At 59.7% G+C, this 13,326-nt stretch carries 13 protein-coding genes and 1 tRNA gene; 8 read left to right on the top strand and 6 right to left on the bottom strand.

The annotated features are described in order from the left end of the window. Window positions 1–53 precede the first annotated feature (53 nt). A complete protein-coding gene (locus tag ASD32_RS10340; RefSeq protein WP_156383136.1) occupies window positions 54–236 on the top strand; it encodes a hypothetical protein in 183 nt (60 codons plus the stop codon). A 269-nt stretch (window positions 237–505) separates the two neighbouring features. Here ASD32_RS10340 and ASD32_RS10335 read toward each other — a convergent pair whose 3' ends face one another. Both ASD32_RS10335 and ASD32_RS10330 read right to left on the bottom strand, forming a co-directional pair. Beyond that, window positions 506–1,537, bottom strand: a complete 1,032-nt coding sequence (locus ASD32_RS10335) for a hydroxyacid dehydrogenase (protein WP_060637942.1) — start codon at window positions 1,535–1,537, stop codon at window positions 506–508. Between the two features lie 126 nt (window positions 1,538–1,663). After that, entirely contained in the window at window positions 1,664–1,978 is a 315-nt protein-coding gene (locus tag ASD32_RS10330; RefSeq protein WP_060637941.1) for a hypothetical protein, read from the bottom strand. Window positions 1,979–2,118: 140 nt separating this feature from the next. Here ASD32_RS10330 and ASD32_RS10325 point away from each other — a divergent pair, with 140 nt between their 5' ends. Both ASD32_RS10325 and ASD32_RS10320 read left to right on the top strand, forming a co-directional pair. Beyond that, complete coding sequence (locus ASD32_RS10325; protein ID WP_060637940.1) at window positions 2,119–2,745, top strand: ribonuclease D; 627 nt, start codon at window positions 2,119–2,121, stop codon at window positions 2,743–2,745. Window positions 2,746–2,845: 100 nt separating this feature from the next. Beyond that, window positions 2,846–4,210, top strand: coding sequence for a hypothetical protein (locus ASD32_RS10320; RefSeq protein ID WP_060637939.1), 1,365 nt, complete (start codon window positions 2,846–2,848; stop codon window positions 4,208–4,210). Here the strand turns inward: ASD32_RS10320 and ASD32_RS10315 are convergent, their stop codons facing one another. Both ASD32_RS10315 and ASD32_RS10310 read right to left on the bottom strand, forming a co-directional pair. Then, a complete protein-coding gene (locus tag ASD32_RS10315) occupies window positions 4,211–4,546 on the bottom strand; it encodes a DUF6665 family protein (protein ID WP_060637938.1) in 336 nt (111 codons plus the stop codon). It lies immediately after the preceding gene. Between the two features lie 72 nt (window positions 4,547–4,618). Beyond that, on the bottom strand, window positions 4,619–6,001 hold the full coding sequence (locus ASD32_RS10310; protein ID WP_060637937.1) for a nicotinate phosphoribosyltransferase: 1,383 nt from the start codon (window positions 5,999–6,001) through the stop codon (window positions 4,619–4,621). A gap of 358 nt (window positions 6,002–6,359) precedes the next feature. Between ASD32_RS10310 and ASD32_RS10305 the strand changes: the two genes are divergently transcribed. Continuing rightward, window positions 6,360–8,210 (top strand): hypothetical protein, encoded by a 1,851-nt coding sequence (locus ASD32_RS10305; protein WP_060637936.1) that lies wholly within the window; start codon window positions 6,360–6,362, stop codon window positions 8,208–8,210. Between the two features lie 92 nt (window positions 8,211–8,302). Here ASD32_RS10305 and rpsA read toward each other — a convergent pair whose 3' ends face one another. Both rpsA and cmk read right to left on the bottom strand, forming a co-directional pair. Continuing rightward, window positions 8,303–10,006 carry a 30S ribosomal protein S1 gene (rpsA, locus tag ASD32_RS10300; RefSeq protein WP_060637935.1) on the bottom strand — a complete coding sequence of 568 codons (1,704 nt, stop codon included), beginning with the start codon at window positions 10,004–10,006 and terminating at the stop codon, window positions 8,303–8,305. Window positions 10,007–10,159: 153 nt separating this feature from the next. After that, on the bottom strand, window positions 10,160–10,810 hold the full coding sequence (cmk, locus tag ASD32_RS10295; RefSeq protein ID WP_060637934.1) for a (d)CMP kinase: 651 nt from the start codon (window positions 10,808–10,810) through the stop codon (window positions 10,160–10,162). A gap of 311 nt (window positions 10,811–11,121) precedes the next feature. On the opposite strand from cmk, the gene ASD32_RS10290 reads away from it, so the two are divergent. The 4 genes from ASD32_RS10290 (at window position 11,122) to ASD32_RS10280 (ending at window position 13,232) form a co-directional block, all read left to right on the top strand. Next, complete coding sequence (locus ASD32_RS10290) at window positions 11,122–11,511, top strand: TIGR02300 family protein (RefSeq protein ID WP_060638155.1); 390 nt, start codon at window positions 11,122–11,124, stop codon at window positions 11,509–11,511. Window positions 11,512–11,713: 202 nt separating this feature from the next. Further along, a tRNA-Ala gene (locus ASD32_RS10285) sits at window positions 11,714–11,789 on the top strand. A 197-nt stretch (window positions 11,790–11,986) separates the two neighbouring features. Further along, complete coding sequence (locus ASD32_RS28955; protein ID WP_082546725.1) at window positions 11,987–12,535, top strand: Panacea domain-containing protein; 549 nt, start codon at window positions 11,987–11,989, stop codon at window positions 12,533–12,535. Next, entirely contained in the window at window positions 12,513–13,232 is a 720-nt protein-coding gene (locus ASD32_RS10280; RefSeq protein WP_060637933.1) for a hypothetical protein, read from the top strand. The genes ASD32_RS28955 and ASD32_RS10280 overlap by 23 nt, the downstream gene beginning before the upstream one ends. The last annotated feature ends 94 nt before the right edge of the window (window positions 13,233–13,326 follow it).

The raw sequence follows: 13,326 nt of genomic DNA, 5'->3' as shown, positions 1-13,326 counted from the left end.
GGGTGTGTTTCGAACGATAGGGTGGAGCGATGTCGTTTCTATCGGACATGGCCTTGAATCAGAGTGAAATCGAAGTGGTGTGCGGCGCGCTGGAAGAATGGTGCGAGCATACCCGCACGGAAGTGGACAGCGATGACGGCCGCGACGTCGCCACCGTCATGCTCGGCCTCTACAAGACCGGCCATGGCACCAAGGGCTCGATCCTGGCGGCGATGCGCCGGGTCAGCGGTGAGTAGACCAACGCGGTTTATCGCTCGGATGCTGCTGCCGGCTCATCCGGCAGGGGAATGGACCGCAAAGACTTTCCCTTAAAAGCAATCCGGCAAACGCGAATTTTCCCATCCGGCTGAAGGCGTTACACTGCCTTTGACCGGATATGTTCAAGGGAAGCCCGCCGACTTGGAGACAACGACAGACTGGATGGGGACGGCAACCGCTGACCCGTTCGTGCGTTGCGCAGGTCCAATCAGGTGAACATCTCTGTGGTGGCGGCTCGACGCCAGTGTCAGTTGACGCTGACGGGCTTGGAGCGCATGCGCGACACCGTCTCGCGTTCGGCCCGTTTGCAGCGCATCGGCGGCAGGTTGCGGTCCATGAGGTCCATGTCCTCCAGCACCATGTCGCCCATCTTCTTGAAGGCGCTGTCGAGCGCGCCGGCCCGGTGGGCGGAGCGCAGGAAACCCTTGAGGCTGCGGACGGGATGAGCAAGCGGCAGCGGCTCATCGGGATAGACATCGCTTGCCGCAACGATATGCCCGCTGGCGACCGCCGCCATCAGCGCGTCGAAATCGACGACATTGGCGCGGCTGAGCAGGATGAAGGCAGCGCCCGGCCGCATGCTGGCAAAGGCTTCGGCGCCGAGGAAATGCTGGTTCTCGCTGGTAACGGCCGCCACGACGAAGATGAAGTCGCTCTTTGTCAGCACATCCTTAAGGCTCGATGGCACGACGCCGTTATCGACGAGGATCGAGGCCGGCATCCAGGGATCGTAGACGCGGGTCTGGGTGCGGAAACCGGAGAGTACGCGGTTCAGCGCCTTGCCGAGATCGCCGAACCCGATGATGCCGACATCGGCGCCGGAGAGCAGCCGCGCCCTGGCATTGCCCTCGCCGCCCCAAAGCTCTCGGCCATCGCGAAAATCCACATCCGCATCGACGATGCCGCGGGCAATGTTCAACGCCATCGCAAGCCCCATCTCGGCCACCGGCTCGGCAAACACCTGTCCTGTCGTGACCACATGGATGCCGCGGGCAAACAGGATCTCATAGGGCATGTTGTTGATGAGATTGCTCTCGACATTGAGAATGCAGCGAAGGTTCGGCATGCGCGCCAGTGTTTCGGCTGTGAGCGGCGGCTGGCCGATAATGTAGCGCGCTTCGCCCAGGATCGCATCGCCAAGCCCGGCAATATCATCCGGATCCGCCTCGACGATCCGGTATCTTGCCTTCAAAAGCGCCAGCGCAGGCGGGGTGAAGATCAGATCCAGCGTGCGCGGTTCCGGTGCGCAGATGGCGAGCGGCCGTTGCGTTTCAGGCATGATGTCGTCTCCCGGGCCGGGCAGAAAGCCCGGCACTCCTCATGCCAAAACGTTGTATTGATCATATTGCGATTTGCAAGGCGCCCGGTTGCCCTATCCATAGTCAGCCCATCGATAGTCGGGCACTCAGTAATTGAAGCCGCGCAGCTGGCGTTCAATCGACGGGGGAAGGCGCATCGACCGGAAGGCAGGGCCGTCGCCGCGGCGGCAGGAATTGACGGTATCATAGACCGGGTCGAGGCTCGTGATGTGGCGCTTGACCAGCACCTGCTCGCATTTCAGGCGCTTGGCATCTTCAGCCTGCTCCTGCGTCGTCACGCCCGGAAGATCACTGAAAACCTGGGCAAACTGCAGGGGTTCGGGAGACACCGAGCCTGCTGCGGCAGGATGTACGGACACGATCAAAGCCATGGAAAAAAGAACAGCCTTCGGGATCAACATCTCAAGCTCCAAGCCTGCCCGACAGGGTCACCACTCTCCCCCGGGCGTCAAGGAGACGGTATCGTTTCCGGTGAACTTGCGCTATAGCCCAACGACTTGAACGAGAGCGCGGCATTTTGCCGGCTGATGTGGGGTTTTCCATGGCAAATACAATACGGCTTCACGAAGGCGACATTTCAGTTGAAGACGCCGCCCGCTACAAGGGGGCGATTGCCATCGACACCGAAACGCTCGGCCTTATTCCGCGCCGCGACCGGCTCTGCCTCGTGCAGCTTTCGCCGGGCGACGGCACCGCCGACGTAATCCGGATCGCCAAGGGCCAGACACAGGCACCCAACCTCACCGCCATGCTGGAAGACCCGGCCCGGCAGAAGATTTTCCATTTCGGCCGTTTCGACATTGCCGTGCTGTTTCAAACCTTTGGGGTCACGGCGGCGCCGGTGTTCTGCACCAAGATCGCCTCGCGGCTGACACGCACCTATACCGACCGGCATGGGCTCAAAGACAATCTGAAGGAAATGCTTGAGGTCGACATTTCCAAGCATCAGCAGTCGTCCGACTGGGCCGCCGATAAACTCTCGCAGGCGCAGCTCGAATATGCTGCGTCCGACGTGCTTTATCTGCATGCGCTGCGCGACAAGCTGACCGCGCGGCTGATCCGTGATGGCCGCGCCGAACATGCCGACGCCTGCTTTGCCTTCCTGCCGACCCGCTCCAAGCTCGACCTTCTGGGTTGGGACGAAACGGACATTTTCGCGCATAGCTGATGCCGCGGAATTGCGCGATCGCCAAACGAGGTTAATCAAGCATTAAAGGTTGCCCTTTACTGTCTGCGGTATCCCACGTTGCAGATCGCGCGGAGCAGCCATGATCACCCCCCTCCAGGCGAGTGCCGGAACCGTTTCCACCACGCTGATGCAGTCGATGATCGACCAGGCGGACGAAAAGCGTATCGAAGACGAAAAGAAAGCGCGCAAGGACACCAAAGAGGACGACATCCTCAAGGCGCGCATTTCCGCCAGCAAGAGCCATGCGGCGCTGAACGACAAGGTCAATGCCCATTTCTTCGGCGCCTTAAAGAGCGACGACAATCCGATGGCGCAGCTGATCTCGCGCTTTTTGAGCGTTTTGGGGGTGGAGCGCGGCAAGGATGAGACCGATCTGGATTTCGGCACCCGTGTCGAGGATTCGCTGACGCTGGTTCAGATGATCGGCAAGAAGGAAGCCAATCTTCCCATCGTTTCGCCCATTCCCGGCGGCGCACAGGAAATCACGCTTGCCCGTTTCCGCGTCTCCGTCGATGACATCGATGCCGTCCTGAACGGTACCGCCGATGAGGCGACCGACATGGCCAAGATGGCCGCGCGCTTCGTGACCCAATATGGCTTGACGCAGAACGAGGGCGAAGAGGACATAGTTTACAGCAAGCGCATCGGCGAGACGATGGCGAGTGCGCGTAAATCGATGCCTGCCAGCATCGAGGAGCTGGAAACCAAGACCGGCCTGCGCGATCTCGGCATCACGGCCGCCCAGATGGTGGATGCGATCAAGCGCCCCTCTGGAACCCAGGCGAAAATCATCCAGGAAGTTCTTGACGATGACGCCCGCTCAAACGGCACCTCGGCGCAGGATGCCCAGATCGCGATCCAGCGGCTGGAAGATATCGCCGATCCGAGATCCATCGAAGAATTGAAGCTGGCGCGAACGCAGCAGCCGGACCCGACCCGCGTCGAGACCGCAGAAACGCGGCAAGAGCGCGAAGAGGACATTCGCAAGCTGGAAGCCGGCGAAAAGCTGGAGGCCGTCAAGGACGTTCAAGAGACGATCGAAAAGGTCAACGACGCGCTCCTCAATGCTCCCGGAAACACCGGCACGCCGACCGTTGACGGCAAGCCAGTTGCAGACGTTGTCACATCCGGCGACCTGCTTTTGACTTTGGCCGCCGGCGCCGAAATGGCGGAAATTCAAGACGAGGCGGAAAGCGCCGCTGCCAGCAATAGCGCGGCTGGCAAGGCCGACGCGGCCAGCCCGGAGGCCGGATCGACGGAAACGTCCGACGAGGCCAAGGACGAGGCAGAAGCGGCCGTTACGCTCGCCCGCGCGGGGCCCGGAGATGCCGGGACGCCAGGGGGCGAGGACGGGCAGGCAAGCGGCATCCTGCCGGTCAGCCTGGACGAAAACGGCATTTACGAAATTCTGAAGCGCCAGGCCGAAGCGACGCGGGCTGCCTGATCAGGTTTTGCGCCTGACGATGCCAAGCCGCGCCATCACTTCTTTCGGGATACAATAGCGCTGGACGGCATCTCGGTTTGAGCGCAGGCCGCAGATTTCGCGCTGGATGAAGAAGGCCCAGACGACATCTGCGGCATCATCCAGCAATTGCTCGCGCCGCTCCGGCATGGTTGCGGGATCGCTCAGCACGCTCAAGGCGGTAATCGCTTTTTCCACCTTCAATTCATGGCGGCCAAGCGCATCGGCCCGTTCCGACATCAGCTCGTATTCGAGCAGGTTAAGGCCGGTATCCCGGCTCAAGGATGGCGACAGCGATTGCGGCGGACGAACCGTCATCTTGCAGGCTCCACGATAGACCAGAGCCAAAGATGGGGCGGGATCGCCGCCCAGGCAATATCCTATTTTATCCTATTTCGCGCGGGCGCGGATTTCCTCAAAATGCCAATCCCGCAGCAGATCGCCGTTCTTCCAGACCGTCTCAAGATGATTCTGGCGGTCCTTGAGCTCATCGAGCCGTACAGCCTCAAGTCCGCCAAGCCCTTTGACGACGGCTTGGCGTCCCGCCTTCGAGGCCTTGACGTTCATGGTGGCTGGGCGCTTGAAAACGTCATGCCATGTGCCGGTCTCGTCGAGCCGCGCATTGGTTTTCATGGCGAAGGAATAGGTATCGCGATTGACCTTCTGCAACAGCGCGCCGCCCATGCCGAAGGCGATATTTTCCGCCGAAAAGCCGAAGGCTTCCAGCCGGCCAAGAATCTGGCTGATATCGGCGGTGGAAATGCCGTCGCCCTGGATCACCCGGACGGATTTGTCGAGCACCTTGTAACCCTTGCCATTCAGCGACGAGCCGAAATGATAGTCGAGCTGCTTGATGACATGCACCGGCGTCTCGATGGGATCGCCGCTATCGGGCCGGATGACCACCGTACCGCCGCTTGCCCTCACCTTTTCGCGCAGCTGCTCGCCCCAGATTTCCGAGACGGCGTAATTGATGTCGTAGCTATCCGACACGACGGCGAACATGCCGCCGCCGGCAAAGCGATCGATCATGTTGGAATAGGCTTCCGCTTCCCGCTCCACGCCCCAGGCGGTCATGGTCGAATGTTCGGAGGCGGGGATCGAGAACCCGGCCATTTCGGCGCCATAGTAACGCCGCGCATAGAGAACGCCGGTGACGGTATCCGTGCCCATGAAATTGACGAGATGGGCTGCTCCGCCAAGACCGGCCTGTTCGAGAGCGCCGACGCCACGGGCGCCAAAATCGTGCAGGCGGAACGGCAGGGCTGCTTCCGGATCGTCGCAGGTTTTTTCCAGAACCGGCCGGATGATCTGCTTGATCTTGCGGGCATTGCTGGCGACCGAGGACGGATACCAGACGGCGCGCAGGAGTGCGGTTTCGATATAGGAGGTGAGCCAGAAGCTCTCCGGATCGGTATTGAGGACCTGCACCATCGGCACGCCACGGCGCAAAAGCGTTCCCTCCGGCAGAGCCTGGATCTCGAGCGGCAGGTAGCCGCCGAAATGATCGACGATGCGCATCCAGCCGGCGCGATTGAACGGCAGGCCATGGGCGACGACAATTGCTTCGGCCTCATCGACATCGGCCGATGTCACCGGCTTGCTGAGATATTCCTTCAGGAACATCTGCAGGCCGAAGAACACGACGTCGGCCTGATCCGGATGCCCGCGCGTCTCAATATAGGCGCAGATACCTTTCGTGCCGGACGGATATTGCAGGAAATGGCTGAACTTGTAGCTGTCGGTGTTGAGGATCAGGTTGGTCAGGTTCATCGCATTCCCCCGAAAGCAATTCCAAGCAGCGCCGCGAACTGCGGCGGCGCAGGGCCAAGATGTACGCGAGCCGCAAGGAGGCGGCAAGGGCCAACGGGCGGCCTGCCAGTCGCGGCAACCGGCCCGCGTCATGGTTAATATTCTGTCAATCATTCCACCTTAAGATGGGGATATACAAAGCCCGGCAACTTTGGTTGCACGCCGCAGCCGCAGTCCAGTACGGCCCGTGAAAGCGCCGCCGGGCATGCGCATGAAGCGCCATCATCCCTCGACAATGCCTGGTGACATCCGGCCTTTAGGCTGCCCGCCGGGACAGATATGGCTGCAAAGCCGCCACGCGAACAGGACGGAGATTGCGATGCTGATGCCCATTCTCTCAGTCAAGGCGCCGATTCCGGCGGCACAAGGAGCATCAGCCGTCGAAGCCGCCCCTTCGCGGGAGCGCGCGCCGATCGTCGCCATCCCTGGCCGGATCTCCGGAACCCAGTCGGAAGCGGTTTTGAAAATCCTTGAGACCTTGAACCGGCATCTGCTGGGAACCGAGCCCTTGCCGAAGGACGCCCTGATCCGCCTGCTCGACACGCTGGCGAAGATCCTGAAATTTCCCCCTTTGCCGCAGGAGACATTGCGCGATTTCACCAAGCGGCTCGCCGTCTTTCTGGAAACGCTGCCTCCGGCAACGCGGGTGGCGCTGGAAAAGCAGCTGGGGCAGCACAATCTGGCGATCTCCATCAAGATTCTCGCCGAAGTGCTGAAGATGCCCTCGCTCAGTGATATGCCGCGCCCGCTCGACAGGCCGGTGGTAATGCCGGCGATTCCCCGCGCCGGCAGCACGCTGCCGGAAGGCAGACCATTGCCGGCTGCAACCGTGCAGCAGGGCCAGGCGCAGATAGTGCCGGGCCGTCCGGCACCGGTCAACATCCCGCAGATGATTGTGCCGAATCCGGCTCATATTGCTGACCCCGGCCTGCTGCAGGCCGCGCTGAAAAAGGCGTTTGGTGGTGACGATAGGGCGTCGGCCATCATTGCCTTTGAAGAGAGCATCGACGGGGACAGCGCGGCAACAGCTGTGCGCACGGAGCAATCCCCGCCGAAGGGCCAGACGGCAAGCGGAAACGGCACGGCCGCCACCGGCGGGCAGCCGCAACAACCGGCCAAGGCGAATTCCGACACGATCCCGCTGCTGCGCGCCGCTGCCGCCTTTCTAGCTGATGATCCGGAGGCTCTTTCCCAAGTCGCCACGATCACATCCGGCATAGATGATCAATTGAAGGCGGAACTGGTGGAAGACCTGGGGCTCGACTTTGCGGAATCGGAGGAAATGTCCACGCAGCCGGAGCGCTCTTCCGGTGCGGCGGGAGCGCAGGCGCAGACCGAGGGTGATGAATTCGGCACTGCGCAAGCCCGGCCGGACACAGCCGATCGGGCAGTGCCACCCGCAAGTTCTGCCGCTGAAGGTGAGAGAACCGAGGCCGATGGCGTCACGGTTCGTGATCCCGGCGAGCGGGAGATCGATCTCCAGGATCCATCCATTGTCAGTGCCGATGAGATGCCGTCGTCTTATTCCGAAACCGAGATGGACCACACGGGAAAGAGCCTTGCGCAGACGCTGAAAGCGCTGGTGGAAGCCAGCCTGCCGCTGCCCGGCGCCGCGCCGGACAAAACCGGGACTCTGTTTGCCCTTATGGCAGGCGACACAGCGGATATGGGTGCCGAAATCCTGTTTGCGCAACTGGACGCCGCTGACATCGACGGGGTGCTGCCGGACACATCTGTGCTGACAGGCGATACAGGCGATCAGACCGAGCCGCTTGCGCTGGAATCCGAGGCTTGGAGCGCAGTGCTCGGTGGACCTGAGGAGAAAGCGGCAGGCCGCCAGGTGCCACTACACTCTGCTGCTATGGACGAAAGTGCGCGGGAAGCCCAGGCCATGCGGCTGCCCGATGCCGGGCTCGTCAGAGATGCAATCCCCTTCGCGATGATCCCTTACCTGCCGGCAAAGACGCAGGCGTCTCGGACCGTGGAGACCGAGGATGAGGAGCAGCCCGCCTTTTCCGGGCAAGACAGCGGGGATGAAGGCGAACACAGCGAAGAGCAAGGCGAGCCGGAAGACCAGACCGGGGCTGCGCCGCAGGCGATCACTGAGGACGCGGACGACGAGGCGGCTGACGCCTATGACCTCTACCGCCGCATGGGCGGCTATGGCTGAGCGGCTACGCGCTGCTCCAGCCTTTGGACCAGGCCATGAAAAAGCCCGCGGAAATTGCTTTCCGCGGGCTTCTTTATTCAGACTGCAGAGGCTTATTCGCCGCCGCGGTTCTTCAGGGCTGCGCCCAGGATGTCGCCGAGCGAAGCGCCCGAGTCGGACGAACCGAACTGTGCGACGGCTTCCTTCTCTTCAGCGATTTCCAGTGCCTTGATCGACAGCATGACCTTGCGGTCCTTCTTGGAGAAGTTGGTGACGCGAGCGTCGACAACCTGACCAACGGAGAAACGCTCCGGACGCTGTTCGTCGCGGTCACGCGACAGATCGGCACGGCGGATGAACGAGGTGAGGTCTTCGTGGTTGACGAGCTTCACTTCGATGCCACCGTCGTTGACGGCGAGCACTTCGCACGAAACAACGGCGTTCTTGCGCAGGTCGCCGGAAGCAGCAGCGTCGCCGACTGCGTCCTTGCCGAGCTGCTTGATGCCGAGCGAGATGCGTTCCTTTTCGACGTCCACATCCAGAACGACGGCCTTGACCATGTCGCCCTTGTTGAACTCTTCGATGACCTGTTCGCCCGGACGGTTCCAGTCGAGGTCGGAGAGATGCACCATGCCGTCAACGTCGCCGTCGAGGCCAATGAACAGGCCGAATTCGGTCTTGTTCTTGACTTCGCCTTCAACTTCCGTGCCAGCCGGATGGCTGTGCGCGAATGCCTGCCACGGGTTCTCAAGCGTCTGCTTGAGGCCGAGCGAGATGCGGCGCTTGGTCGGATCGACTTCGAGAACGACAACGTCGACTTCCTGCGTCGTGGACAGGATCTTGCCGGGATGTACGTTCTTCTTGGTCCAGGACATTTCGGAGATGTGGATCAGGCCTTCGATGCCCGGCTCCAGCTCTACGAACGCACCGTAATCGGTGATGTTGGTGACGGTACCGGAGATCTTCTTGCCGACCGGGTACTTGGCACCGATACCATCCCAAGGATCCGACTCGAGCTGCTTCATGCCGAGCGAGATGCGGTGGGTTTCCTGGTTGATGCGGATGATCTGAACCTTGACCTGCTGGCCGATGTTCAGGATTTCCGACGGATGGTTGACGCGGCGCCATGCCATGTCGGTGACGTGCAGCAGGCCGTCAATGCCGCCGAGATCAACGAACGCACCGTAATCGGTGATGTTCTTGACGACGCCGTCAACAACCTGGCCTTCTTCGAGGTTCTGGACGATTTCCGAACGCTGTTCAGCACGCGATTCTTCCAGAACCGTACGGCGCGAAACAACGATGTTGCCGCGGCGCTTGTCCATCTTGAGGATTTCGAAGGGCTGCGGGTTGTGCATCAGCGGGGTAACGTCGCGGATCGGACGGATATCGACCTGGGAGCGCGGCAGGAAGGCAACGGCACCATCCAGATCGACGGTGAAACCACCCTTGACCTGGTTGAAGATGACGCCTTCGACGCGTTCGCCGGCTTCGAACTTGACTTCGAGGCGGACCCAGCTCTCTTCGCGGCGAGCCTTCTCGCGCGACAGAACGGCTTCGCCCATCGCATTTTCGATGCGCTCGACGTAAACTTCGACTTCATCGCCGACCTTCAGCGTGCCGTCCTTGGCCTTCGCGCCGAATTCCTTCAGAGCGATGCGGCCTTCGACCTTGAGGCCGACGTCAACGATCGCGACGTCCTTCTCGATGGCCGTTACAATACCCTTGGTGACGTAGCCTTCGGCAAGATCCTGGGTGGCAAAGGATTCCTGCAGCAACGCGGCAAAATCGTCGCGGGTGGGGTTAGCTTGAGACATGAATACTCCTGATGTGCCTTCATGGGGCACAGGCGCCGGGGGTTAGCGTTGACAGGTCCAAAAACCATCCGCTCCAATCATGAAGGAGCAAATCCGGCGCGGGGATGGTGGTTCGAACTTCTTTTGGCGCAGGCGTGACCGGAAAACCGTGGTTCAGTTTTCCGAACCTGCTGAATGCTTCCATGCGGCATCGACAAACGTCTTCGCCGTCAAGAATGCGGCCTCTATACTCATTTCGGACGTATCTAGCAAGTGCGCATCGGACGCCGGGCGAAGCGGGCTATCAGCCCGTCCCATATCGCGTTCGTCACGCTTGACGATATCGGCCAGGATCTCGAGAAAATCGGCAGGAGTGCCGTTCCCGACGATCTCGTCGAACCGGCGGCGCGCCCGCACTTCGGCCGACGCCGTCACATAAAGTTTCACCGGCGCCTGCGGGCAGACGACAGTGCCGATATCGCGGCCATCCAGCACCGTGCCCGGCTCGCGACGCGAAAAGGCGCGCTGCGTCTCGACAAGCGCCTGGCGCACCAGCGGCATGACTGCGATCTTGGAGGCGGCCTCGCCGATCGAATGGGCCGCCAGCACGCCGCGATCGAGCCCGGAGAGCTCGACATCGCGGGCCATCTGCTCAGCAACCCTCTCGTCGTCCAGGGGCAGGCTGGCATCCAGCAGCGCCTTGGCCGTGGCGCGATAGGTCAGGCCGGTATCGAGATGATGGAAGCCATATTCCTCGGCGATCCGGCGCGACAAGGTGCCCTTGCCCGCAGCCGCAGGTCCGTCGATGGCGATGATGAAAGTCATTGTCCTACCTGAAAATGGATGTGGTCGTCCTGGCGCGCCGCCCGGCCCCCCTGGAATCTCACAGTATCGTTCTCCACGGCAAGCGTTTTTGCGAAATACCCCGCCCGCTATCCGCGACTTTGAATGCTGCGTAACACCAAGTTGCAGAATGGTCATCCTCCCTGCCAAAGAAAAGCGCAGCGGGCACTTGGGCAAGTTAATCTTTGACAGACGCGGCCAAGACGATTATGGGGACCGGCTAATTCATTTCATGTTCAACGCCGGTATTCCGGCAAATGCCGGTAATCCCGGCCATTCAAGAGGCTTTGACCGTGGCAAAAGCGGAACTTGGAACCAAACGCGTCGATCCGGAAACGGGCCGTAAATTCTACGACCTGAACAAGGATCCGATCGTTTCTCCCTATACCGGAAAATCCTATCCGCTCTCCTTCTTCGAGGAAACATCCGTTGCCAAGGTAATGGAAAAGGCCGCTGAAGAGGACGAGGTTCAGGAAGTCGATACCGAGAACCCCGAAGTTGAACTGGTCTCGCTGGAGGATGCCGACAGCGAAGCAGCCGGCGGCGACGACATTCCGGATCTGGGCGATGACGACGTCGAAATCGAAGGCGATGACGACGACACATTCCTCGAAGCCGACGAAGACGACGAGGACGGCCTGTCCGACCTGATCGGCGTCTCGGACGACGACGACGAGGTCTAAACCTCTCAAGATTCAAAGAATTGGCGTCCGCGCGGGGTTTTCATTCCCTTGCGGACGCAAGGCTCCGGGCTCACACAATAAAAACTTGGCCCTTTGTCTTTTTCGGCTTGCCATCTTCAAAAAGCAGAAGTATGAAGCCGCCAACCGACCGGACAAACAGTTCGGACGGCCTTCCCGGAACCGGCCTAGCCGGACCCAAAATGGGGCTATAGCTCAGCTGGGAGAGCGCTTGCATGGCATGCAAGAGGTCAGCGGTTCGATCCCGCTTAGCTCCACCAAATTTTCTTGGGATTAAAGAATTCCGAAATAAATTTAGTTAGATAAACTGTCCCATATTTGCATAGGTACCCAAGAAAGTACCCACAATAAGTACCCGTAACCAATTAATGCTCTAAGGGGTAGCTTTTCGATTCGCGCCGGGCAAGAATCGGTACTGCACAATGAAATCAGGACCGGAAACAAGAAGCTTCATGCCATGAGCGCTGGATACGACCCAAGGGCTGTCGCCAATCTGATGCTAGATGAAGCAGATAGGCTTGGCATTAGACTCAGTAACCTCGTTCTCCAAAAGTTGCTTTACTTTGCACACGGTATTTACCTCGTACAAACAAAGTTGCCGCTCGTGTCAGGTTATTTTGAGGCTTGGCAATATGGTCCGGTTCATCCCTCTGTCTATCGTGCATTCAGGGAAGCTGGCTCAACCATGATTTCTTTTCGGGCTTCGGCGCAAGACCCTATGACGGGTGCGCCTCGGGAAATGAAAACACCGTCTGACACTCGATTGATTGGATTGATTCAGCAGGTTTTGAACTCATACGGGCGAATGCCTGCCGGCCGACTGGTAGATCTCTCGCACGCCAAGGACTCGCCATGGTCGTACGTTGTAGACAAATCAAGAACAGAAGTTGCGTTCGGTCTAAGAATCCCGGATAGTATTGTTATAGACCGATTCCGATTCCATAAGGTCTCCGTAGGTCTAAAGCCGTTGTCTGGAGAGCCAAGTGACGATACCCCTTTTACCTGACACTGATTTGGCGCGAATTGCTCCAATGTCAGACGAGTTAAAGCGTTCGGCGTTAAAGCAAATGAAGGGTGGATTTTCCACATTCTCTTACAAGCCTGTCCGGTCATGCTTTGGCGAAGTATTCAACGTTGAGCTAGGGATGTTCGGTCCGCTGGAGCCAGCACCGTGGGACAAGATTAGAGACCAACTGACACGGGCTTGCAAGGCAGGCGACGAGCTGAAAAATAACCTTCAGATTGCCAAAGCTCTGCACGACTACGCAACATCTTGCAGCATTATGGGCAGACGACATGAGTTCTTTGCAATGCCGATGGGCGCGGGTCGTAAGGTATCCTTCTGGCTTCCTATGATCCTTGCGATTGAGGCGAAACCCTACGCGGTCTTTATAGACCCGCGCAGGACAAAGGGTCTTACAGAGCTTGGGCGGCGGTTCGTCTTCTCAATGATGCATGAGCGTATCCGCGCGGCGGATGAGGATTTTGCCAGCGTAAATCTTGGAATTATCCGCTTCACCGATAACGATGATAGCCGGGTTGTCCGTTTATTTAGCGACGAAGGTGTTAAGCTCTATTCGCTTGGCGAACTGGAGGCCATGGTGGCATCGACCTACCGCATTTGGCAGGAAGTTTTCGAGGAGCGGACAGCGGAAGCCCGTCGCAAGGGGACCGGTACCGGCGGTCTATTCTACGGTCTCTAGTTAGAACCTCGCAAATGATACCCCATCGCTTACGCTTGTCTTTTGAAGCGCCCAACCCTCAAACAAGCCGTCATCTCGCTTGACTACTATTTTT

The sequence above is a fragment of the Rhizobium sp. Root483D2 genome (assembly GCF_001426685.1).
In the GTDB taxonomy this organism is placed as follows: Bacteria; Pseudomonadota; Alphaproteobacteria; order Rhizobiales; family Rhizobiaceae; genus Pararhizobium; species Pararhizobium qamdonense.
Note: the sequence above shows the minus strand (reverse complement) of the source record. Positions and strands in the feature narration are given on the sequence as shown.